The organism is Micromonospora sp. LZ34 (assembly GCF_052981855.1).
Genome location: NZ_JBRIQN010000015.1, coordinates 77,317 through 100,378, shown reverse-complemented (window position 1 = coordinate 100,378; position 23,062 = coordinate 77,317). Strand labels below are relative to the sequence as shown.

The window sequence follows — 23,062 nt, the reverse complement described above, 5'->3', positions numbered from 1 at the left end:
TCACTCCTCATGCCCCCCGTCGCCGGGCGGCACCAGGTAGTCGTAGACGGTGCGGGCGAGCCGGCGGACGGTCTCGTCGCCGCTGGTCACCGGCGCCGAGGTGAGGAAGGCGACCGCGGTCTGTGCGCCGGGAATCAGGTAGTAGCCGACATCGTGCGAGGCGTCGGGGAGGTCCCCGGTCTTGTGCGCCACCGGCACGCCGGGCGGCAGCGCGGCGGGGATCTTGGTGTTCAGGGTCTGCCCGCGCAGGAAGCCGATCATCAGGTGGCGGGTCGCCGGGGTGAGGATCTCGGCGTCCCAGACCGCGCCGAGCAGCGAGATCACGTCGTCCGGGCTGGTGTAGTTCTCCTCGCCCCGCCGGGCGGCCTCGGTGTCGAGCATCTTGCGGGCCAGCACGGTCTCGCGCTGGTTCATCGAGTCGATCAGCGCGTTGACCGGGGCGAACCCGCCCAGGTGGTCGATCAGTACGTTCGCCGCCGTGTTGTCACTGTAGATGATCATGTATTCGGCGAGCCGGTGAACCGTGACCACCTGCGGGAACGTCTCGAACTGCAACTCGCCGGTGCCGTCGACCACGTCGGCCGGGGTGACCAGCACCCCGTCGTCCAGCGACACCTGGCCGCAGTCGACCCGGCGCAGCAGTTCGACCAGGATCCACAGCTTGATCACGCTGGCGGCCTTGGGGCGGAAGGTGCCGTTGACCGCGATCTGCTGCTCGCCGTACCGGCCGGAGAGGTCGCGGACGGCGACCCCGGCCGGGTTGGCGGTGGACTCGGCCACCACCCGGGCCAGCCGCCCGGTGAGCGGGAGCAGCCGCCGTCCGGCGACCGGGTCGGTGGGCGGTTGCGGGTCGGTGACCACCTCGCCGACCAGCGCCGCCGGCCGGGTGCCGGGGCGGACCACCTCCACCACGCCGGGGATGCGCCCGACCAGGGGGATGTCGTAGACGTAGGTCGTACCGCCGACGGTGACCTCGCCGCTGGCAACCCGGCGGGCGACCCGCATGTCCGGGTCGGCGACCCGACCGGTGTCACCGTCGCAGGCCCGGTAGCGCACGGTGCGCGCCACGGTGTCCACCGAGAACACCCCGCCGGGGAAGGCCAGCCAGGCCAGCGCGGCCGCCGGGGCCTGCGGCGCGGCGGGCGGCGCCGCCGGCCCGCCGCCGTCGGCCGCCGCCGGCGCCACCGGCCCGAGCAGAGCGAGCGCCACCAGCGCCGACAGGGCTCGCCGTGCGTGCCGGGAAGATGAGCCCTTCTTGCCGGTTTTACTCACGTTTGTACCATAAGGAGCTGCCCGGACGGCCGGCGCCGGTGGCGTTGGCGTCACTCGTCCGGTGCGGCGAGGGCGCGTCGGTGTCACACCGGGGGACTATGACTGAATCGTCACCCCGTTCCGAGGAGGGTCCACTGTGCTCATCGTCGCCGGCAGCCTCTACGTCGACCCGGCCGAGCGGGGCCCTTACCTGGCGTCCTGCGTCGAGACGGTCCGGCAGGCGCGCTCCGCGCCGGGCTGCGTCGACTTCGCGATCAGCGGGGACCCGGTCGAGCCGGGGCGGATCAACGTCTACGAGCGCTGGGAGTCCGACGAGCAGCTGCTCGCCTTCCGCGGCTCCGGTCCCGCTGAGGGGCAGGCGGCAGCGATCCTCGGCGCCGAGGTGCACAAGTATCGGATCTCCGCCGTCGAGGCACCCTGACCTCCGGCCGCGTCCACCGGTCCGGGTGAGCCACCTGGGCGGGCGTTACAGCGGCGGCGGCGTGGGGACGGGCTCCGGCGGCAGGCCCGGCGCCAGCCGGCGCAGCGAGGTGAACGTCGGCACCAGCGCGTCGTACAACTCGGAGAAGAGCGGCAGTAGCGTCGCGTACGTGGCGGCCGCCGCCGGATCGGGGTTGACGGTCTCCTCGATGGTGACCATCTCGGCGGCCACGTCGACCGAGGCGATCTGCCCCAGCGCCTGCATGCCGAGCAGCGCCGCGCCGAGGCTGGACCCCTCGTGCCCGGCCGGGAACCGCACCGGCATGCCCAGCACGTCCGCGAGGATCTGCCGCCACAGCCCGCTGCGGGCGAAGCCGCCGCTGGCCCGTACCTCGTGCACCTCGTTGCCGGCCGCCCGCACCGACGCCAGCACCAACGCGAGCTGCTGGCAGACCCCCTCGACCGCGGCCCGCACCAGGTGCGAGCGGCGGTGCCCGTGGGTCAGCCCCACGTAGGCGCCGCGCGGCAGCGCGCTCCAGTGCGGGGCCCGCTCGCTCAGCAGGTACGGCAGCATGATCAGCCCGCCCGAGCCGACCGGGGCGCGGGCGGCCAGCGCCAGCAGCTCCTCCTCGGCGTCCTCGCCCAGCTCCGGGGCGAGCGCGTTCCCGGCCCAGTCGAGCACCACGCCGCCGTTGTTGATCGCCCCGCCGACCACCCACCGCCGCTCGGTCAGCGCGTAGCAGTACACCCCGCCGAGCGGGTCGACGCCCGGGTGCTCCACCACCACCCGCATCGCGCCGCTGGTGCCGATCGAGCAGGCCACCACCCCCGGGGCCACGGCGCCCAGGCCCAGGTTGGCCAGCGGCCCGTCGCCCGCGCCGACCACCACCGGCGTGTGTCGCGGCAGCCCGGTCACCTCGGCCGCCTCGGCGGTCAGGCCGGGCAGCACGGCGGTGGTGGAGACCAGCCGGGGCAGCTGCGCCTCGGTGATGCCGGCGATGCTGAGCGCCTCGGAGTCCCAGGCCAGCCGGTGGATGTCCATCAGCCCGCTGCCGGAGGCGACCGAGTGGTCGGTGACCAGCTCGTCGCAGAGCCGCAGCAGGATCCAGTCCTTGATGCTCACCCAGTAGGCCGTGCGTCCGAACAGCTGCGGCTCCTGCTCGGCCAGCCAGAGCAGCTTGGGCAGCGGCGCCATCGGGTGCACCGGGGTGCCGGTGCGGCGGTGCAGGGCCAGCCCGGACGGGACCGCCCGCAGCCGCTCGGCCTGCCGGCTGGCCCGGGCGTCGGCCCAGGTGATCGAGGGGGTGATCGGCTCGCCGTCGCCGTCCAGGCCGATCAGGCTGTGCATCGCGGTGCTGAACGACAGTCCGGCCACCGGCCGTCCCAGCTCGGCGACCACGGCCGCGATCGCCTCCAGGACCGCCGTGTGGACCCGCAGCGGATCCTGCTCGGCCCAGCCGGGCTGCGGCTCGTCCAGCGGATAGGCGACCCCGTACTGGGTGAGCTGGCGGGCGTGGCTGTCGTAGGCGACCGCCTTGGCGCTGGCCGTGCCGATGTCGACGGCGATCATCGCGTCGCGACGGCCACCCGTCTCGGTCACCGGCGCTCACCCCTTCCGCCCGCCGCCGGCGTCACCGGCTGCGGCTGACGTTACCCAGCCCTGGACCGCCTCGTACGGCGAAAGCCGGCGGCGACCCGGCACCGAGGGTGACGCGTGCCGGCGAGCTCCCCCACAGCTTGCGAGCCGGTCGCTAGGGTTCCGGACATGCGGCTCACGGTTCTCGGCGGGTGTGGGGCGTGGCCGGAAGCGGGCCAGGCGTGCAGCGGGTACCTCGTGGAGCATGACGGATTCCGGCTGCTCGTCGACCTCGGCTACGCGACGGTGCCGCGGCTGTTGGAATGGATCACGGCGGACCAGGTCGACGCGGTGTTCGTCGGCCACGGACATCCCGATCACTGCGCCGACCTGAACCCGCTGCTGCGGGCGCGAGCGCTGCGCGACGACCCGCCGGCGCCGCTACCGGTGTACGCGCCGCCCGGGGCGCTCGACGCGGTGCTGGCGCTGGACCGCCCCGGGATGCTGGCCGACGCCTATGCGCTGCACGAGATCACCGTCGGCAGCCGTCTCGAGATCGGCCCGTTCCGTGCCCAGACCTTCCTGTTGCCGCACTGGGTGCCGAACGCCGGCGTACGGCTGACCGCGGGTGATCGCGTTCTCGCCTACACCGGTGACACCGGTCCGAGCCCCGACCTGGTCGACCTGGCGGGTGACGCGGACCTGCTGCTGGCCGAGGCAACCTACGTGGATCAGGTGCCGGAGGACTCGCGGCGTTACCTGTCGAGCGCGCGGCAGATGGGCCGCCTGGCCGCCGACGCCGGCGCCGGACGGCTGCTGCTGACCCACCTGTGGCCGGGCACGGACCCGGCGGCCACCCTGGCCGCCGGCACTGACGAGTACGACGGTGAGATCGGCGTCGCCACCGCCGACCTGGTTCTCGACCTCCCCTGAACCAGGCTGCCGCAGGGCAGGGGGTGTACGCGACGGCCCGGCCGGGGTGAGAATGCCGAGGAACGTGAATGTCTCTGGACGATGACGTCCGGCGGGGAGGATGCACGTGACCGGTCCAGCTCTTCGCCTCGGCGCCGCGGTGGCCGCGCTGGGCATGGTCGTGTCGGGGCTGACCGTCGGCGCGGCGCCGGCCGCCGGCGAGCAGCGCGACGGGTGGGGCTATTCCGCCGAGATCCGGCGGGCGTCGTACGGCGTCCCGCACGTCACCGCGCACAGCTTCGGCAGCCTCGGCTTCGGTGTCGGTTACGTGCAGGCCGAGGACAACCTCTGCGTCATCGCCGAGAAGGTGGTCACGGTCAACGCCGAGCGCTCCCGGTACTTCGGGGTGACCGGGCCGACGGACCCGAACGTGCGCAGCGACCTGTTCTATCGCAAGGCGATCGAGGACCGTACGGTCGAGCGCCTGCTCACCGGCCGCCGGGACGGCGTCCACTCCCCGTCCGACGACGTCCGCGACCAGATCCGCGGGTTCGTCGCCGGCTACAACAACTACCTGCGCCGGGTCGGCGGCCCGGCCGGCCTCACCGACCCGGCCTGCCGGGCCAAACCCTGGGTGCGCCCGCTGACCGAGCTGGATCTCTGGCGGAGCACCTGGGCCAGCATGGTCCGGGCCGGCTCCCGCGCGCTGCTCGACGGCATCGTCGCCGCCGCCCCGCCGACCGCGACCGGCCCGGCCGCCGCCCAGGACGCGCCCGGCGCTGCGGCCGTGCTCGCCGCCGCCGACGGCGCTCCGGCCGGGGTGGGCAGCAACGCGTACGGCCTGGGCGCCGGGGCCACCACGCACGGCGGCGGGATGGTGCTGGCCAACCCACACTTCCCGTGGGACGGCGCGGAGCGGTTCTACCGGATGCACCTCAAGGTGCCCGGCCGCTACGACGTGGAGGGCGCCGCGCTGATCGGCGACCCGATCGTGGAGATCGGGCACAACCGCACCCTCGCCTGGAGCCACACCGTCTCCACCGCCCGCCGGTTCGTCTGGCACCGGCTCGCCCTGGTGCCCGGTGACCCGACCTCCTACTACCTCGACGGCCGGCCGCGGAAGATGACCACCCGCACGGTCACCGTGCAGGTGCCCGGCCCGGCCGGCGGCACGGTACCGGTCAGCCGCACCTTCCACGACACCCACTACGGTCCGGTGGTCGTGGTGCCCGGCACCTTCGACTGGACGGCCGACGCCGCGTACGCCATCACCGACGTCAACGCCACCAACAACCGGGCCTTCGACGGCTGGTTGCAGATGGGCCGGGCGAAGACGGTCCGCGAGCTGAAGCGCGTGCTGGACCGCTACCAGTTCCTGCCCTGGGTCAACGTGATCGCCGCCGACGCCCGTGGCGAGGCGCTCTACGCCGACCACTCGGTGGTGCCCCGGGTCACCGACGACCTCGCCGCCGCCTGCATCCCGGCGCCCTTCCAGCCGCTCTACGCCAGCAGCGGCCAGGCGGTCCTGGACGGGTCCCGGTCGGCGTGCGCGCTCGGCGCCGACCCGGACGCCGTGGTGCCCGGCATCCTCGGCCCGGCGAACCTGCCGATCCGGTTCCGCGCCGACTACGTGACCAACTCCAACGACAGCCACTGGCTGGCCAGCCCGGCCGCGCCGCTGGAGGGCTACCCGCGGATCATCGGCAACGAGCGCACCCAGCGCAGCCTGCGCACCCGGCTCGGGCTGGACCAGGTGCAGCGGCGCCTCGCCGGCACCGACGACCTGCCGGGCACCCGGTTCACCACCGGCCGGCTCTGGCAGACCGTGTTCGGCAACCGCGCGTACGGCGGCGAACTGGTCCGCGACGACCTGGTCGCGCTCTGCACCGCCCAGCCGACCGCCACCGCCTCCGACGGCAGCACGGTGGACCTGCGCGACGCCTGCGCCGCGCTGCGGCGCTGGGACCTGCGGGTGGACACCGACAGCCGGGGCGCCCACGTGTTCACCGAGTTCGCCCTGGCCGGCGGCATCCGCTTCGCCGACGCCTTCGACGCCGCCGACCCGGTGCACACCCCGGCCCGGCTGGCCACCGCCGACCCGCGGGTGCTGCGGGCGCTCGCCGACGCCGTGCGCCGGCTCGCCGGCATCCCGCTGGACGCCCGCCTCGGCGACATCCAGACCGAACCGCGCGGCGACCGGCGCATCCCGATCCACGGTGGACCGGCCGAGGCCGGCATCTTCAACATGATCATCAACCCGCTGCGGCCCGGCGTCGGCTACCCGAAGGTGGTGCACGGCTCGTCCTTCGTGATGGCCGTCGAGCTGGGCCCGAACGGCCCGTCCGGCCGGCTGATCCTCACCTACTCGCAGTCGACCAACCCGAATTCGCCCTGGTACGCCGACCAGACGCGGCTCTACTCGGGCAAGGGCTGGGACACTGTCAAGTACACCGAGGCGCAGGTGCGGGCCGACCCGAACCTGCGTACCTACCGGGTGGGGGAGGGCCGCCGGCACTGACCCGCTCACCCGCCATCGCCGCGTCCGTCGGTTGCTACAGCGGCGGACGCGACGCGTTCAGTCGTTGCCAGGCTTGCCCGTTTCGATCTGCTCTTGCCGTAGGTGTGCCAGCAGCTCGGACACCCGGGAGTTGCGGACCGCGTGGCCGTTGAGCCTGAGCTGATCGGCGAGCGTGTCGCGGGTCAGGGGACGGCCCTCGCTAACAAGCCTGGTCCGGGCCTGACGGGCGGCGGTCAGCAACAGCTCACTGGCGTTGTCCGGCTCGACCGCACCCGCGCTGGCGCGCACGCGTCCCGACCGGGGACGCCCGGAGGCCTCACGGACTGCCGCATTGTGACGGTGATCGTCCCTGTCAAGGCCCGTCCGGGGACGATCACGGGCTGACCTGCGGGACGGGGACGACGGCGAGGCGGTACGGGACGACGTCACCGAACTCGCGGGGACTGCCAGGCTGCTGCACGAGACATCAGGTGGCGAGGCGGGGTCGGTTGTCCGGTGAGTGGTCGACGGATGGGCCACGGGCGCGTGACCCATGGCGATCTTCACCATGACGAGGAAGCCGAGAGCAGGTAGTGCCGCGGCGATCCACCCGATCACGGAGGCTTCGGCTTCGACGACCTGGGCGGCGATGGACAGTGCCACGGCGCAGATGAGAACGGCGACCGGGAAGGCCGCGGATGCGTGGTGACGCTTGCGGCGTCGGATCTCCAACCCGGCTGCGATGGACATCAGTTCCAACACGACTGCGTCAGCCCAGCCCAGCCAGCCGTTCTGACCGTGCGAGGCGGCCACGTTCCGTACGTGGGTGAAGCTCGCGGCGCCGGCGGCCGCGCCGATGGCGAGCATGATGACGATCTGGACGAGGCTTTCCACCCGGTGGCTGCCGGGGTGGGGCTGGTCAGGTCGAGGGTGCTGGTCGGCTCGGGTCGGTGTCGCCGTTGTGGTGCGGTCGTGGTGATCAGCCGTAGCGGCCGGGGTCTTTGTGGGCATATGGCTCCCGTGCTCGTACGGGGTAGGTGATCGGTGGAGCGACGCGGGTCATTGGGCCTCCCTGCGGCTGGCGCGGTAGCGCGAGCGACGGATGGTTTGTCTGGTCACTCCATGGACGCTCGATGCGGTGGCGGTGTCAAGACTGATCTCGCGCCGGCCGGCTGTCAGCCTGCTCTCCGGGCACACGTGCAGGGGCGCCGATAGCGATCCCGCGGGTTTCCCCTGGGGAAGAGGCCATCCTGTTAAGGAGTCGGGGCCGAACGACCGTGGCAGATGACCCCTGTCAGGGCAGGTCAAGGCCCTGACAGGTGCCTCCGCGGCTCCCTGATCCGAACGAGGACCCAAACGAGCACGGAAACGAGGACCCAAACGAGGACCCAAACGAGCGCGGCTCGTCCTCAGCTGGTCTGCATCAACGAAGGTCCGTTGTCTGCCGTCCAAGACGGCGAACATCGCGATCACGCCGGGCTGCCGAGCACGGCGTACGGAACGATCGCCGACATCGTCCCGCGGGGATGTGCCAGCTCGTGTCAGGTGCTGACAGGTAGGTGGTCCCCGCCGTTGGTCAGTCGGCGGTCACGGATCCGTCCCTCATCGCACTTCGCGGCTCACATCCGTGAGAACGCCCTCGTCACTGCTTCGGTCCACGACGGCGATCGGTGTCGTGGACATCGGTGAGCAGCAGGGGAGCGTGCACCGCTGATCTCCCGGGTGTCCGGGACGGAGCAGGAGGGCGACGAACTCGACCGCCGAGACGACCAGCGCCGCGGAGCCGCCGATCCAGGCCGATCGGCGCGGACGTCCCTGTGGCGCTCGTCGGCGGCAGTTGCGCCGGCACCAGTCGTCGATCCTGCGTCGCACATACGACCGACGCTCCGGGCACAGCGACTCGTGCGGACCGGCACACGCATGTTCGTGCTCGACCTGAGCTCCGGCAGAACAACAGGCAGAAGTTGCTGCGGAAAATGCGTCCATCGGCGCGACGAATGTCACATCCGACTTCGCGGATCCTCGCTCTGAGCTGGGCGAACGTCGCCGATCCCGGTGACCGCCACCGCCGGCGAAACCGTTGTGGCACGACGGTGCCGCCGCTACGAAACGTGCAGATGGACTCATCCGGAACACCCATGTACCTGGATTGAGCGATCACGCCGATCGACGCACCGAAGTGGAGACGACCCCCATGCGACAACGCCGCTTACTGGCGTACGGCACACTCGGCGCCACGCTGGCCACACTATTCATCGGAGTCACGCCCGCCACCGCCGACCCCGCGCCGGCAACGGCTCCGGTGGCACCCGTGGCCGCCGAGCCGGAACCCGCGCGCAAGCTGACCCTGTTCACCGGCGACCAGGTCACCGTTCGCGGCAAGGAGGTGAGCGTCGCTCCGCGCGACGGCGTCCACTTCGTCCGCTTCCAGCGGGACAAGGCCGACTACGTCATTCCGTCCGACGCCATCCCCCTGCTGAAGGCGGACCGGCTGGACGAGCGGCTGTTCAACGTCACCGCCCTGCTCGAGTTCGACTTCGACGAGCTTGCGTACCTGCCGCTGGTGGTCTCCGACGCGACCGCCGTGCGCGGCCTGTCCACCGGCGCGGAACTGGACGCGGTCGACGGCTTCGCCACCAAGGTGCCGACCACCGAGCTGGCCAGGGCCTGGCAGACGACGCGGACCTCGCTGTCCCGCGGCAAGATCTGGCTCGACGGCATCCGCAAGGCCAAGCTGGACACCAGCGTCCCGATGATCGGCGCGCCGACCGCCTGGGCGGCCGGGTTCGACGGCACCGGCGTGAAGGTCGCGGTGCTCGACAGCGGCATCGACGACAGCCACCCCGACCTCGCCGGCAAGGTGGTGGGGCGGCGCAACTTCGTCCCCGAGATCGAGACCGGCGTGGACCTCAACGGACACGGCACCCACGTGTCGTCCACGATCGCGGGCAGCGGCGCCGCCTCGGACGGCAAGTACAAGGGCGTGGCTCCGGGCGCGTCGCTGCTGGACGGCAAGGTCTGCTGGAACGTGGAAGGTAACGGCAGCTGCTCCGATTCCGCGATCCTGGCCGGCATGCAGTGGGCGGCCGAGTCCGGTGCCGACATCGTCAACATGAGCCTCGGCGGGGACGACTCGGTCGGGGTCGACCCGCTGGAGGCGGCGGTCAACGACCTGACCGCCGAGTACGGCACGTTGTTCGTCATCGCCGCGGGCAACTACAACGGCTGGCAGTTCCGGGTCGGCTCGCCGTCGACGGCCGACGCGGCGCTGTCGGTGGCGAACGTCGACAGGGCCGGCGAGGTGAACTGGTCGTCGCTGCGCGGCCCGCGGATCGGTGACTTCGGCGTCAAGCCGGACATCGGGGCACCGGGCACCGAGATCACCGCCGCCCGGTCGCCGAGCGCTCTCAGCCACCTGCCGGCGGGTCAGTACTTCGCCGCCACCGGCACCTCGATGGCGGCTCCGCACGTGGCCGGTGCCGCCGCCCTGCTGGCTCAGGCCCATCCGGACTGGAAGGCCACGCAGGTCAAGGAGGCGCTGATGGCGACGGCGTCACCGAATGCGTCGTACGACGTCTTCGCGCAGGGCGCCGGCTTCGTCAACGTGGCCAAGGCGCTGATCCAGCCGGTCACTGTCACGCCGGCGTCGCTGAGCGTCGGCGTGCTCGAGTGGCCGCACACCGAGCAGCCCACCGCGCGGACCATGACCTACCACAACCGCGGCGACCAGCCGGTGACGCTCGACCTGGCGCTGGACGGCAACGCGCCAGCAGGGCTGTTGACGCTGAGCGCGACGACGCTGACCATCCCGGCCGGCGGCGACGCGACCGTCCAGGTGAGCGTGGACGAGCGTGCCAGCACCGCGTACGGCCTCTACAGCGGGCGCCTGGTGGCCACCGGCGGTGACGTCAAGGTGCAGACGCCGTTCAGCGTCTACCACGAGGAGCCGGCGGCGGGCGTGACGATCTCCGCCATCGGGAAGGACGGCGGCGCGCCCGGCACGGTGCTGATCGAGATGGTCAATCCCGACCCCGAGAACTACGCCAGCTACACGTTCTACGCGGCGAGCCAGTCGGTGCGGGTGCCGCTGAACAGCTCCTGGAACGTCTCGGCTTACATCGAGAACTCCGACGGCACGGTCGCGTTGCTGACCAACAACAAGGTCGTCGCCGACGGAAACCAGGAGGTGGTGCTCGACGGGCGCAAGGCACGACCGCTCGACATCACCGTCCCGGACCGGCAAGCCCGTTCGTACGACGCCTCGGTGCTGGTGCAGCGCACGGCCGATCCGATCCTGACGTACGCCGGCGTCTCCGGTGAGCTGGACACGATCCTCACCGCGGATGTCGGTCCGACCGATCTGCCGGGCGTTACCACCCAGGTGCACGCGGTCTTCCAGGGCCCCGCCGAGAAGAGCAGTGCACCGGACGTCTACCAGCTGGGCTGGCGGGTGCAGGGCTCCTTCATCACCGGCCTGGTCAAGCACGTCTCGCGGCGCGAGTTGGCCACGGTTCACGCCGAGTACGCGCAGAACGCGACCGGCGTGGTGGCCTGGCGCAGCAACAGCACCCCCGACCCGGACCTGGCCGGCGGTGGGTACATGCTGACCAGCCAGCTGCCGCCGGTGGCGACGCCCGGGCGGCGTACCGAGTTCTACAACGGCGACGTGTCGTGGCGCTCGCATCTTCTCGAGAAGACCGCGGCGGACGACCTGTGGATTCTCGACCTGGAACAGACCCAGGACGCCGGTTACCGGGCCGGCCGCCACTACACCGAGCGCTGGAACGGCGCGGCGCTCAACACCACCCTGATCCCGGTGTACCCCGGCTCGCCGGTCGCGGTGCGGCAGGGCAACACCGTGCGGGCCGCATTCAACGGCTACACCGACGGAGAGGGCCACGTGGGCCTGCCGTACACGATGACCAACCACCAGGTCACCCTGCACAGGGGCGACACGCTGGTGGGCACCTTCGACTACCTGTACGGCAACTGGGACGTGGCCGTCGAGCCGACCACCTACCGGATGCGTTACGCGTTCGACCTGCCTGACCCGTACCGGCTGGCTCGCCGGATGGAGACGGAGTGGACCTTCACCACCTCCGCCGACCAGGCGGGGGCGCTACCGCTGACCTCGATCGGGTTCCGGCCGGCGCTGGCGCTGGACAACAGCGCCCGGGCGGGCAGCAGCCTGACCATCCCCCTGACGTTCGCCCAACAGGCGACCGCGGGCCGGGTGACGTCAGCGACGGTGTCGGTGTCGTTCGACGACGGCCGCACCTGGGTGGCGGTTCCGACCGCGGAGAAGAGTGGGCAGTACACCGCCGCGGTGTCCCACCCGAAGGCCGCGTCGGGCTTCGTGTCGCTGCGCGCCACTGCCGAGGACAGCAACGGGAACACGGTCACCACCACCGTCTACCGGGCCTACCAGGTCAGGTAACGGGTGCGGGTGTGCGGGGCCGGGCGGCAATCGCCCGGCCCCGCTGCTCAGGGGACCCCACGGCCTGCCTGCGAATCGAGTTCGGCGAGCCGGCCGAGGGCCTGGTCCACCAGGTCCACCGGCCCGACCCGCCGGGCGATCCGCACGACGCGCCGCAGCTGCCCCCGGGCCTCCTCCGCCCGACCCAACCGGGTGAGCGTGGTGCCCAGCCCGAGCCGGCAGCGCGCCTCGCTCTGCCGTACCCCCGAACGCTGCAGCATGGGCAGCGCCACCCGGAAGCTGGCCGCAGCCGGTGCCCACCGCCGCAGGGCCAGCAGGCTCAGGCCGACGTTCAGGTGAAGGTGTCCCGCGGTCACCCCACTGACCGTCGGGGACGGTGCCCGCAGCGGGTCCGCCAGCAGTGCCTCCAGCCGCCGGTACTGCTCGATGGCGTCCCGATGCCGGCCAGCCTGAGCAAGGCTGCCGGCCAGCAGTGACAGTGCCTGCGAGTATCCGTCCCAGTCCGCGGCGGCGTCGAACAACGGCAGCGACTGCCGGGCCGCCGCCTGCGCCTGGCCGGCATCGCCACGACGCCTGGCCGCCGATCCCAGGTAGATCCACGACCACCCCTGCTGGCTGAGGTCCCCAACCGCGCCGGCCAGCCGCAGGGCCTCCCGCGCCGGCGTCTCAGCCAGATCCGGACGCATGGCACAGACGGTGTACGCCCACGACACGTAGTTCAGGTGGATCGCCTGGCCGCGGGGGTCACCGAGCGCCTCGGCCGAGGCCGCCGACAGCTGGAACACCTCCAGCCAGTTCTCCCAGTGCGTCCACCGGTCGGAAAACCAGTGCATGGCGTCCGCGACTGCCATCACCTCGGCGTACCGGCCCGCGGCGAAGGCTGCCCGCAGCGCGCCGAGCCAGTTCAGGCTCTCCTGCTCGATCCAGCGGCTGGCCTCCTCGGCCGAGGCTGGTCCGCCCCGCGTCTCGCCGGCGTGCTCCGGCTCGAACCACCGCCCCGCGGCGACCGCGGTGCCGAGCAGCCAGGTGACCACCTGGTCCGCGGCGTGCCGCCGCGCCTGCGTGGATTCCTCCGCGGCCAACCGTGCGCGGGCGAACAACCTGATGAGGTCGTGGAACCGGTAGCGGCCGTCACCGGCCGGCTGGAGCAGCCCGAGCTCGGCCAGCTCCTCCAGGGCCAGCTCGGTCTCCCGGACGCTCAGGCCGGCCGCCTGGGCGGCCAGGTCCAGGCCGGCGTCCGGGCCGGGAAGCAGTGACAGCCGCCGGAACGTACGGGCGGCGGCAGCGGACAGCTGCCGGTAGGAGAGCATGAACGGTGCCGCGACCTGAAGGTCCCCGGCAACCAGCAGGTCGAGCCGGTCGTCCTGGCCGGCGAGCCGGCGCACCAGGTACTCGACACTCCAGTCCGGGCGGCTGAGCAGGCGGTTGCCGGCGATCCGCAGCGCCAGCGGCAGGTTTCCGCAGGCGTGCGCGAGGCCGAACAGCATGGCGTCCGGCTCGGCGGCCGAGCGTTCCGGTCCGATGATCCGCTGCAGCAGCGCGACCGCCTCCCCCGTGGGGAGGGCCGCAAGGGGGAGCCGGTCGACCGCTTCCAACCCGGCCAGGGCCCGCCGGCTGGTGACCACCGTCATCGTGGTCCCGGCACCCGGCAGCAGCGGCCGTACCTGCGTCTCGTCGGCGGCGTTGTCCAGCAGCAACAGGCAGCGCCGCTCGCGCAGCAAGGCCCGGTACTGGGCACTTCGGGCGTGCTCGTCGCCGGGCACCCGGGTCTCCTCCACGCCGAGCGCGGTCAGCAGGCGCAGCAGCAGGTCGGCCGGGTGTGGCGGATCATCGTCCAGGCCGCGCAGGTCGAGGTAGAGCACACCGTCCGGGAAGGACGTGGCGTGTCGGGCCGCGACCTGCAGCATGAGCGCGGTCTTGCCCAAGCCGGGTGACCCGGACAGGATCGCGACCACCGGAGCGCCGTGCTGGTCGGGTGGTTCGGCGGTGCGGGCGACGAGGTCGCCCAACCAGCGCAGCTCGCGATCCCGGCCGGTGAAGTCGGCAACGATCCGCGGCGGCGCCAACGCCGGCGCCGGCCAGGTGGCGTGCCGCCCGGCGCGGGCGGTCTCCCGCAGTACGGTGGCCGCGCCATCCTGTAGCCCCAGCGCCCGTACCAGCGCCTCGACGGTACGCCGCTGCGGCACCCGGCTACGCCCGCGTTCCATGTCGCTGATCGCCCGGACGCTGATCCGCGAGGCCGCGGACAGCTCCTCGATCGTCAAGCCGGCGTCGCTGCGATGCCGCCGCAGCAGCAGGCCGAATCGGTTCGGTTCGGTCATCGGATGGTCGGGCCGGACAGGTGGAACCGAGCGACGTGGTGCCGCCTGCGCTTCGACAGGTGGACACCGATGGCCACCGGTGCGGATGGAAGCGCTTCCAAATCGAGGGCAGAAGCGACGCCAGCGGCTTCGATCTGCATGCCGGAGATCGTACCCAGGTCGTGTCACGCCGACGTCTCGCCGACATCCCGGGCCGTCGCCGCGGCAGCAAGGGTGCCCCGCCCGCCTCGCGCCGAGGTGTGCACCCCGGGACCGAAATATGAATTGATGCCGCAGAACCGCCCTATGGTCCGATCTGGTCAGCCGATCGGGTGATTCCCCCGACGCGGCATGTCCACGCCGGACGCCGCCGGAGTTAACACCTGTGACACCCCGGTGGTAGTTCTGCGCGGCGAAGGAGTCGGCGTGGCACGGACTGATTCGACGGGTTCCACATGGCGCTACCGGTGGGCGCACCGGCAGAACGATCGGCGGCTGCGGATGTACCACGGCGCCGAGACGGCATGGCGACGACGCGACGACGAACTGCGCCGGCTGCGTACCCTCGCCGGTGAGTTCCACGGGTCGGCGGCGGCCGGCGCCGGGCTGCCCCTGGAGCTCGGCCCCGGCGAGGTGGTCCTCTGGGCGCTGCCCGCCGCGCAACTGGTCGAGGTCCGGCACTCCAGCGTGCTCCCGGCCCCCGACCTGACCGTCACCGTCGACGCCGCGCCGCTGCGACCCCGCCGTCCCGACGGGATCCGTATCGCCGACGCCGGCATGGCGGTGATCACCAACCGCCGGCTGGTGCTGCTCGGCGGGCGCGGCCGGCGCGACTGGGCGTACGGCCGGATGACCGGCCTGACCCACGACCCGGCGGCCCCGGTCACGCTGATCCAGGTGCTGGACCGGCGGCGCACCTCCGGGCTGATGCTGCCCGCCGACGCCGCCGCGGACTTCCGGTTCAAGCTGACCCTGGCCTTCGCCGACGCGATCGAGCAGCGCGACGCCGTCATCACCCAGCTCGACGAGCTGATCGCCGAACACGCGCAGCTCAAGCCGATCCGGCCGGGCATCGCCACGCCCGGGCAGGCCCGGCTCGGCGCGATGCTGCCCGGCGGTCGCCGCACCGTGGCGGTGGCCGCGGCCATCGCCGTACTGGTGCCCGCCGCGCTGATCGAATCCGACCCGTCGGACCCGGGCCGCGGCGAGGTCGCGGTCGCGGCCGCCCCCGCGCCGACCGGCGTCCCCCGGCTGGGCCCGTCGGTACCGCCGGTCGCCGCACCCAAGCCGAAACCGAAGCGCAGCACCCCGCCCGCCCCGGCGCCGTCGAAGACCGCGTCCGGGGAGCGGCTCTGCGGCGCGCCGGCCAACCCGATGGGGTACGACTTCTGCGGCGGCAACCGGATCCGCCGGCCCGTCGCCGAGATCTGCGACTGGTTCGACTGCGCGCCGCAGTTCTGGGCCGGGCGGGGCTACCTGGTGCAGTGCCGCGACGGCTCGGTCAGCCTGACCGGCGGGCAGCGCGCCGCCTGCGCCGAGCACCGCGGCGTGCGCCGCACCGTCTGGACCTGACCGGCCGCCGGCCGGCTCCCGCGTGTCGGGCCGCCGGCCACCTGTCTTCGGCCGCCGTGATGACTCTGAGGCATCAATATGACTCTCAGGTATCACGTTCGCCAGGGCGAGGCTCGGTGAGCCGCTGCAGCGGGAGCAGGCCGCCGAGGATGAGGGCCGCGCCGAGCGGCAGCAGGTCGAGGTTCACCGCGATCGGCAGGAAGCCGAGCAGCACCAGGACCGGGCTCCAGCCCGGCAGCAGCCGCGGCTGGGCGGTCGCGGCCTGCACCAGCAGGGTGAGGATGCCGACCTGGAACAGCAGCGGCCCGAGCGCCACGGCCGGGTCCGGCAGCGGCGCGGCGTCGGAGAGCCGGGGGAACAGGTCGCCGAGGATCACCCAGAGGAACCCGGCCGCGCCGGCCAGCCCGAGCGCCGTCGCGGCCTCGGTGAGCGGTCGCTGCCGTGGCGCGGCCTGGCGCAGCAGTCGCCGCAGCCCGAGCAGGAGTACGGCGAAGAGCACGAACGCCACCAGGAAGAGGGTGTGCCCGACGTTCCAGGCCCAGCCCGGTCCATGGTGGCCGTCCAGCCCGTCGACCAGCCGCAACAGGCCGTAGAGCAGCAGGAGCGTCGGTGCGCCGAGGGCCGCGGTCGGTACGAGTTTCGTGGTGGTCCGGGGGTGGACTGTCGTCATGTCCCCAGCCTTGCCGCGGCGGCAGCCTGGCGGCATCGGGGACTACCCGTACCGGCCCCCGACCCGCGATCCTGAGGGGCTGGCCGGTGACGCTGACCGGGGAAATCGCCCTGATTGCGGCCTGATGTCCGAGATGATGGGCGGATGGAGATCCGCTCCGACGACGGCGCCCGGGTGAGGATCCGCCCGGTCGGCTACCAGCCGGGCGTCGAGCCGCCGGTCCATCCCGACGAGGGCTGGGACGACTGGCTGCTCATCGAGACGGACGCCCGCACCGCCGACGGGCAGGCGTGGTCGCACCTGGAGCCCTGCCTCACCGTGGCGGAGGCGGAGGCGCTGACCGGCTGGCTGCGGTGGCGGGCCGAGTCCGCGGTGGACCCGGCGGCGCCGCCGGCGGTGGTGCGGTTCATCGAGCCGAACCTGACGTTGCGGAGCCGGGTCATCCGGCGCCGGCGGGTGGAACTGATCGTCGAGTTCTCCTACGAGTCACTGCCGCCGTGGATGCCGCGGCGCCCCCTCAATGCGGTGTATCCGCTGGCGCTGACCGTCTCGGCCGACGCGCTGGCGGCGGCAGCCGAGCAGTGGGCGCGGGAGGCCGAGGGGTACCCCCGGCGGGTCATCTTCTAGGCCGCACGGCCGGTTCCACGCCCCCGTCGGGTCAATTCTCTCCTTTCGGGAACAACGCGGATATATCGATCGTCATGCGTGTCCTGTAGGTGAGACAAGCGGTTGTACCGGGCGTGACGGCGAAATCACCGGCCATCATCATGTTCCCGGCGGCGGCGGAGTCCCGCTGGCGCATCACCTGGTCGGAGCGCGAGAACGACCGGCGGCGGCGCGCGTACGACGCCGAGACCGCGGACTGGCTCCGACGCCACGACCAACTGATCCGGCTCCAGATCGAGGCCGCCAGCTTCCTCGGCTGCACCCAGCCACGAACCGGGCTGCCCGTGGACCTCGCCGACGACGAGGTCATCTACCGGGTGCTGCCCGCCGCCGAGCTGGTCGAAGCGGAGGCCCGGCACGTCGCCGGCCTGCCCACCCCCGGACTGGCCGGCGCCGCGACCGGCCCCGACACCCCGCACCGGGCCCTGCCGAAGGGCGTGCGGGTTGTCGACGCCGGCCTGGCCGTGGTGACCAACCACCGGGTGGCCTTCACCGGGCGGGAGCACCGGCGCGAGTGGACCTACCCGGACCTGGTGGGGCCCGCACACCACCCCGACGTGCCGCTCACCCTGCTGCACGCCACCGACGGGGGGCGGCTCGCCGGGCTGCTGGTGCCGACCACCGCGGCGGTGAACTTCCGCTTCTATCTCACCCTGGCCTTCGCCACCGCCACCGGGGAGCGCGCCGCGGTCGCCGCGCAGGTCGACGACCTGCTCGACGCCCACCAGCGCGCGCGGCCGGTGCCGCCGCCGGTGGCCGCGCCGGCCCAGGCCCCGCTGACCGCGCTGCGGCGGGACCGGCGAGCGGCCATGGCCACCGCCGTCGCCGCGGTGGCGTTCGCGACGCTGGCCGCCAGCGCCATCGAGCCGGAGCAGCCGGGCGTGCCGTACCGGGCGGAGGCGGGTGGCTTCGCCGCCGCGCCCGACGCGGTGCCTTCGGGCGACACCGCCCCGACCACGTCCGGCGAGCCGCCGGGCGGAGGCACGGCGGCGTCGGTCACCGGCTCGGCCGCGCCCCGGCCCACCGGCGGCACGGGGGAGCAGCCGACCGCGCCCGAGAACCCCGGCGTTGCAGTTCGGCCAGCAGCCGGGGCGCACCGGCCGGCCGCCCCGCCGCCCCCGGCCCCGACCACCGCACCGCCGCAGACCAGGGCTCCCGCCCCGGGCACCGCACCGCGGACCACGGCGCCGCCCCCGACCACGGCCCCACCGCCGACCACGGCGCCGCCGTCGTCGGATCCCGCCGCCCTGATCACGCTCTGCCTGGACCCGCTGGAGCTACCGCTGGTGAACGGGCTGCTCTGCCCGTCGCCCAGTTCCTGACCGGAGCCGCGAAGCCGGCTGACTCAGGCCGGGGCGCCGAAGTCGGGGACGGTGATGGTGCCGTCCGGGCCGAGCGGGAAGCCCGGGTTCCAGGCGATCTCTCAGACGTGACCGTCCGGGTCGGCGAAACAGCCGGCGTACCCGCCGTAGAAGGTCTCCCGGGCCGGGCGGGTCACCGTTGCGCCGGCGGCCGCCGCCGCGGCGAGCAGGTCGTCGACCTCCTCGCGGGAGCGGAGGTTCTGGGCCAGCGTCAGGCCGCCGAACCCGCCGGCGCCCGGGTCGTCGTCGACGCCCGCGTCGGCGGCCAGCTTCGCCCGGCCCCACAGCACCAGCACCAGGCCGCCGGCCTGGAAGAAGACCGTCTCCTCGATCTCCTGGCCGCGCCAGCCGAGCCGCTCGTAGAACGCCCGCGCCCGGGCCACGTCGGCGACCCCCAGGGTGATCAGGCTGATCCGCTGTTCCATGCCCGTCAACCTAACGCCGGATCACTCGGGGGCGTGGCAGACCGCCTCGACGTTGTTGCCGTCCGGATCCCGGACGAACGCGCCGAAGTAGCTCGGGTGGTATTCCGGCCAGACGCGGGGAGCGTGCAGCACCTCGGCGCCGGCCGCGACGGCGGCGTCGTGGAACGCCTGGACGGCGCCGCGATCCGGCGCGGTGAACGCCAGGTGCACCTCGCGGGCGCTGCCCCCGGTGGTCGTCGGGCCCAGCCAGAAATCGGGCCGGTCGACGCCGTAGCCGACGACGTTCGGGAACTCCAGCAACCGCCGGCCACCCAGCGGGGCGAGCACCGCGTCGTAGAAGGCCGCGCTGGCGGCCACGTCGCGGACCTGGACGGACAGGTGGTCGATCATCGCCGTTGCCTCCTCCGCAGCGGACGTCGGTCGTAACCTAACGCCGGGCTGTGACACAGGCGATGTCACCTCACCGGGGCCCGTTCCGTCAGGAGGGCATGAGAGGCATCGTCCGTGGCATCGTCGCCCTGCTCGGTCTGTCCGCCGTCGTGATCGGAGTCTGGGCGCTGACCGCGCCGGAGTCGTTCAGCGCCGCGGTCGATTTCCCCCCGAACCGGCACTTCGTGCACGACGTGGGCGCCTTCCAACTCGGCATCGGGGCCACCCTGCTGCTGGCCCTGATCTGGGCGGACGGGCTGGCGGTCGCCCTCGCCGGCTACCTGGTCGGGGCGGTCGCGCACACCGCCTCGCACGTCATGGACCGGAATATCGGCGGCGCCACCGGACAGACCGCGTTGATCGCGGCCTTCGCGCTGGTCGCGGGGTGGGCCCTGGTGCTGCGCTCGCGCGAACTCGGTTGGGTGCTCGGCCGGGTCGAGCCGGAACCGGCACCGCCGTGGGCGCCGTTCACCCGGCAGAAGACCGTGGCGCTGACCAGCTACCGCCGGGACGGGACCCCGGTCGCCACGCCGGTGAGCATCGTCGTCCGCGGCGAGCGGGCGTACGTGCGCAGCTTCGAACGCGCCTGGAAGACCCGGCGGATCCGGAACAACCCGGCGGTCACCGTGGCCGCCTCGACGGGACGCGGCACCCCGACCGGCCCAGCGGTGCCGGCCACCGCCCGGCGACTCACCGGCCCCGAGTACGCCGCGGCCGCCCGCGCGCTGCGCCGCAAGTACCCGCTGCTGCACGGGGTGCTCGTACCCCTCACTCACCGGCTCGGGCGAAGGCGCACCGGCCGCACCGTCCACTTCGAACTGCGGGCCGACTGAGCCCGCCAGCGTGGCCACCACGCGAGGCGGACCCTGGCTAGGGTTGGGCGATGCCCCGATTCGCTGTCGGTCTACCCAACGTCGGGCCCTTCGCCGATGCCGCCACCCTGGTCGAGCTGGCCGTCACCGCCGAGGAGCAGGGCTGGGACGCCGTCTTCCTCTGGGACCACGTGCTCTACCACGACCCGGACTGGCCGGTGGTGAACCCGGTCGTGGTCGCGTCCGCGATCGCGGCCCGGACCTCCCGGATCAGACTCGGGGTGCTGGTGACCGCGCTACCCCGGCGGCGGGTGCAGATCGTGGCGCGGGAGACGGCCACCCTGGACACGCTCGCCGCCGGCCGGCTCGTCTTCGGGGCGGGCATCGGGTCGATGGACCTCGAGTACGCGGCCTTCGGTGAAGACCCCGACCTCCGGGCCCGCGGCAGGCGCCTCGACGAGTCACTGGAGCAGCTCACAGCCCTGTGGTCGGGCCGGGAGGTGACCATGCCGTCGGGTGAGCGGGTGCGGATGCTGCCGACGCCGGTGCAGCAGCCGCGCGTACCCGTGTGGTGCGCCGGCCGTTGGCCCAACCGTCCGGGCTTCCGCCGCTCCGCCCGGTGGGACGGAGTCGTGGCTACGTTCCGCGACGCGGGCCGGGACGTTCCGGTGCCGGTCGAGGACTTCGCCGACGCGGTACGGTTCGTCGCCGCCGAGCGAGGATCGCTGGACGGGTTCGACGTCGTCCTCGAAGGCTGGACGTCGCCCCAGGACGCGGAACCGATCATCGCGCCCTACGCCGCCGCCGGGCTGACCTGGTGGATCGAGGCCATGGGTTGGTGGCGCGGCGGCGTGGACGCCGCCCGGGAACGGATCCTGGCCGGCCCGCCCCGCTGAGTCCAGGCGCCGGCCGGCCCGGGCTCAGCGTTGCTCGGTCACCCGGTCGACGAGCCGGCCCAGCGCCGGTACGGCGGCGAGCACCGCCTCCCGCTCCGGCCCGTCCAGTTCGGACAGCGCGGCGCTGAGCAGGTCCCGCCGGTGCCGGGCGTACGCGGCGATCCGCTCCCGCGCCGCGTCGGTCAGCTCCAGGCGGACGCTGCGCCGGTCGGCCGGGTCCCGCTCCCGGCGCAGCAGGCCGGCGCCGGTCAGCTCGCCGACCAGCGTGCTGACCGTGTTCGGCGCGATGCGCAGCCGCTCGGCGGCCTCCCGGACGCTGACCCCCGGCTGCCGCTGCACCAGGCGCAGCACCTCCACCTGGGCGTCGGGCAGGGCGACCCGGCCGGCCCGCTGGATGGCCCGCCGGCGCAGCGCCCGGTGCAGCTCGCCGAGGGCTCCGCCGAGGCGATCGAGCGTCTCGTCCGTCACAAATCCACCCTCTCCAACCGGCAAAAGCTCTGTATCCAGAGCTATCGTAGCCGGGCCGATCCGCCACGGAGGGGACAACCATGTCGCACACCATCGCGCCGCCCGTACGCCCGGACGAGCGCGTCGCCGCGCCGACCGGACGGGCCGCCGTCGTGCTGCTGGTGCTGCTCGGCACGCTCACCGCGTTCGGGCCGCTCTCCCTGGACACCTACCTGCCGGCGTTCCCCGAGATGACCCGCGACCTGGCCGCCAGCCAGGCGCAGATCCAGCTCTCGCTGACCACCTGCCTGGTCGGCATGGCCGTCGGTCAACTGGTCACCGGTCCGCTCAGCGACCGCTGGGGGCGCCGCCGGCCGGTGCTCGCCGGCGTCGCCGCGTACGCCCTGCTCTCGCTGGCCTGCGCCGCCGCGCCGTCCGCGGAGACCCTGGCCGCGGCGCGGTTCGCCCAGGGCTTCGCCGGCGGGATGGGCGTGGTCGTCGCCCGCGCCGTCGTCCGCGACCTCTACGCCGGGCGGAACGCCGCGAAGTACTTCTCCCGGCTCACCCTGATCTTCGGCATCGCCCCGATGGCCGCCCCCGCCTTCGGCAGCCTGGTGCTGCGCTTCGGCGACTGGCGTACCGTTTTCGTCGCGCTCGCGGTGATCGGCGCGCTGCTCGCCGCGGCCGTCGCGTGGCGGCTGCCGGAGACGCTGCCCGCCAGGCGGCGCAGCACCGGCGGCCTCGCCGCCACCGCCGCCGCCGGACGCGCGCTCTTCACCGACCGGATCTTCCTCGGGTACGCGCTGGCGCAGGGCCTCGCCTTCGCCGGGCTGTTCGCCTACATCTCCGGATCGTCCTTCGTCTTCCAGGACGTCTTCGGCGTCTCCGCCGTCGTGTTCAGCGCGATCTTCGGCGTCAACGCGCTCGCCCTCGTCGCCGTCGGCCAGCTGAACGCCCGGCTACTCGACCGCGTCGACCTCCGCCCGCTGCTGGTCCGCGCGCTGGTCGTGGGCGTGCTGGCCGCCGCCGCGGTGCTCACCGGCGCGCTGCTCGGCAGCCTGCCGCTGGTGGCGGTGGCGCTGTTCGCCTTCGTCGGGTCGCTCGGCATGGTGACGCCGAACGGCACCGCGCTCGCCCTGGACCGGCACGCCGCGCACGCCGGCACGGCCGCCGCGCTGCTCGGCGGGATCCAGTCGGTGGTCGGGGCGCTGGCCGCGCCGCTGGTCGGGCTGGGCGGCGAGGGGAGGGCGCTGCCGATGGCCGTGGTGGTCACCGGCGCGGCGGTCGCCTCCCTCGCCGTCGTCCTCACCCTGGCGCGGGTGCGCCGCCCCTGACCGGCAGGCCGTCCGGCAGCGGTTCGGCGACGGTCG

Annotated in this window: 19 protein-coding genes; 10 read left to right on the top strand and 9 right to left on the bottom strand. The window is 73.3% G+C overall.

What is annotated here, in order from left to right:
• Positions 1-1,272 carry a serine hydrolase gene (locus tag ACVCAH_RS17975; protein ID WP_447137298.1) on the bottom strand — a complete coding sequence of 424 codons (1,272 nt, stop codon included), beginning with the start codon at positions 1,270-1,272 and terminating at the stop codon, positions 1-3.
• A gap of 136 nt (positions 1,273-1,408) precedes the next feature.
• On the opposite strand from ACVCAH_RS17975, the gene ACVCAH_RS17970 reads away from it, so the two are divergent.
• The gene (locus tag ACVCAH_RS17970) at positions 1,409-1,693 is read left to right on the top strand and encodes a putative quinol monooxygenase (protein ID WP_447137297.1); all 285 of its coding nucleotides are present in this window, start codon (positions 1,409-1,411) and stop codon (positions 1,691-1,693) included.
• 45 nt (positions 1,694-1,738) lie between these two features.
• Here ACVCAH_RS17970 and ACVCAH_RS17965 read toward each other — a convergent pair whose 3' ends face one another.
• The gene (locus ACVCAH_RS17965; RefSeq protein WP_447137296.1) at positions 1,739-3,292 is read right to left on the bottom strand and encodes a gluconokinase; all 1,554 of its coding nucleotides are present in this window, start codon (positions 3,290-3,292) and stop codon (positions 1,739-1,741) included.
• A 165-nt stretch (positions 3,293-3,457) separates the two neighbouring features.
• Here ACVCAH_RS17965 and ACVCAH_RS17960 point away from each other — a divergent pair, with 165 nt between their 5' ends.
• Together ACVCAH_RS17960 and ACVCAH_RS17955 are read left to right on the top strand one after the other, a co-directional pair.
• Complete coding sequence (locus ACVCAH_RS17960) at positions 3,458-4,201, top strand: MBL fold metallo-hydrolase (protein WP_447137295.1); 744 nt, start codon at positions 3,458-3,460, stop codon at positions 4,199-4,201.
• A gap of 154 nt (positions 4,202-4,355) precedes the next feature.
• Positions 4,356-6,698, top strand: coding sequence for an acylase (locus ACVCAH_RS17955; protein ID WP_447137355.1), 2,343 nt, complete (start codon positions 4,356-4,358; stop codon positions 6,696-6,698).
• Between the two features lie 57 nt (positions 6,699-6,755).
• Here ACVCAH_RS17955 and ACVCAH_RS17950 read toward each other — a convergent pair whose 3' ends face one another.
• Complete coding sequence (locus ACVCAH_RS17950; RefSeq protein WP_447137354.1) at positions 6,756-7,544, bottom strand: DUF2637 domain-containing protein; 789 nt, start codon at positions 7,542-7,544, stop codon at positions 6,756-6,758.
• A gap of 1,327 nt (positions 7,545-8,871) precedes the next feature.
• On the opposite strand from ACVCAH_RS17950, the gene ACVCAH_RS17945 reads away from it, so the two are divergent.
• The gene (locus tag ACVCAH_RS17945) at positions 8,872-12,114 is read left to right on the top strand and encodes a S8 family serine peptidase (protein ID WP_447137294.1); all 3,243 of its coding nucleotides are present in this window, start codon (positions 8,872-8,874) and stop codon (positions 12,112-12,114) included.
• A 47-nt stretch (positions 12,115-12,161) separates the two neighbouring features.
• On the opposite strand, the gene ACVCAH_RS17940 is transcribed toward ACVCAH_RS17945, so the two are convergent.
• Both ACVCAH_RS17940 and ACVCAH_RS17935 read right to left on the bottom strand, forming a co-directional pair.
• A complete protein-coding gene (locus tag ACVCAH_RS17940) occupies positions 12,162-14,435 on the bottom strand; it encodes a helix-turn-helix domain-containing protein (protein WP_447137293.1) in 2,274 nt (757 codons plus the stop codon).
• The gene (locus ACVCAH_RS17935; protein WP_447137292.1) at positions 14,432-14,575 is read right to left on the bottom strand and encodes a hypothetical protein; all 144 of its coding nucleotides are present in this window, start codon (positions 14,573-14,575) and stop codon (positions 14,432-14,434) included. Before ACVCAH_RS17935 ends, ACVCAH_RS17940 begins: the two co-directional genes overlap by 4 nt.
• Before the next feature lie 265 nt (positions 14,576-14,840).
• Between ACVCAH_RS17935 and ACVCAH_RS17930 the strand changes: the two genes are divergently transcribed.
• Positions 14,841-15,986, top strand: coding sequence for a hypothetical protein (locus tag ACVCAH_RS17930; protein WP_447137291.1), 1,146 nt, complete (start codon positions 14,841-14,843; stop codon positions 15,984-15,986).
• A gap of 85 nt (positions 15,987-16,071) precedes the next feature.
• On the opposite strand, the gene ACVCAH_RS17925 is transcribed toward ACVCAH_RS17930, so the two are convergent.
• A complete protein-coding gene (locus ACVCAH_RS17925; RefSeq protein ID WP_447137290.1) occupies positions 16,072-16,656 on the bottom strand; it encodes a hypothetical protein in 585 nt (194 codons plus the stop codon).
• 144 nt (positions 16,657-16,800) lie between these two features.
• Here ACVCAH_RS17925 and ACVCAH_RS17920 point away from each other — a divergent pair, with 144 nt between their 5' ends.
• Together ACVCAH_RS17920 and ACVCAH_RS17915 are read left to right on the top strand one after the other, a co-directional pair.
• Positions 16,801-17,283: a WapI family immunity protein gene (locus tag ACVCAH_RS17920; RefSeq protein ID WP_447137289.1), complete on the top strand. Its 483-nt coding sequence runs from the start codon at positions 16,801-16,803 to the stop codon at positions 17,281-17,283.
• Between the two features lie 113 nt (positions 17,284-17,396).
• On the top strand, positions 17,397-18,644 hold the full coding sequence (locus ACVCAH_RS17915) for a hypothetical protein (RefSeq protein WP_447137288.1): 1,248 nt from the start codon (positions 17,397-17,399) through the stop codon (positions 18,642-18,644).
• Between the two features lie 101 nt (positions 18,645-18,745).
• On the opposite strand, the gene ACVCAH_RS17910 is transcribed toward ACVCAH_RS17915, so the two are convergent.
• Both ACVCAH_RS17910 and ACVCAH_RS17905 read right to left on the bottom strand, forming a co-directional pair.
• Complete coding sequence (locus ACVCAH_RS17910) at positions 18,746-19,108, bottom strand: VOC family protein (protein ID WP_447137287.1); 363 nt, start codon at positions 19,106-19,108, stop codon at positions 18,746-18,748.
• A 21-nt stretch (positions 19,109-19,129) separates the two neighbouring features.
• Entirely contained in the window at positions 19,130-19,498 is a 369-nt protein-coding gene (locus tag ACVCAH_RS17905; protein ID WP_447137286.1) for a VOC family protein, read from the bottom strand.
• 98 nt (positions 19,499-19,596) lie between these two features.
• Between ACVCAH_RS17905 and ACVCAH_RS17900 the strand changes: the two genes are divergently transcribed.
• Both ACVCAH_RS17900 and ACVCAH_RS17895 read left to right on the top strand, forming a co-directional pair.
• Positions 19,597-20,370 carry a PPOX class F420-dependent oxidoreductase gene (locus ACVCAH_RS17900; RefSeq protein ID WP_447137285.1) on the top strand — a complete coding sequence of 258 codons (774 nt, stop codon included), beginning with the start codon at positions 19,597-19,599 and terminating at the stop codon, positions 20,368-20,370.
• Between the two features lie 50 nt (positions 20,371-20,420).
• Positions 20,421-21,245, top strand: coding sequence for an LLM class flavin-dependent oxidoreductase (locus ACVCAH_RS17895; protein WP_447137284.1), 825 nt, complete (start codon positions 20,421-20,423; stop codon positions 21,243-21,245).
• A gap of 24 nt (positions 21,246-21,269) precedes the next feature.
• On the opposite strand, the gene ACVCAH_RS17890 is transcribed toward ACVCAH_RS17895, so the two are convergent.
• Positions 21,270-21,713, bottom strand: coding sequence for a MarR family winged helix-turn-helix transcriptional regulator (locus ACVCAH_RS17890; protein ID WP_447137283.1), 444 nt, complete (start codon positions 21,711-21,713; stop codon positions 21,270-21,272).
• 80 nt (positions 21,714-21,793) lie between these two features.
• On the opposite strand from ACVCAH_RS17890, the gene ACVCAH_RS17885 reads away from it, so the two are divergent.
• Positions 21,794-23,026: a multidrug effflux MFS transporter gene (locus ACVCAH_RS17885; RefSeq protein ID WP_447137282.1), complete on the top strand. Its 1,233-nt coding sequence runs from the start codon at positions 21,794-21,796 to the stop codon at positions 23,024-23,026.
• The last annotated feature ends 36 nt before the right edge of the window (positions 23,027-23,062 follow it).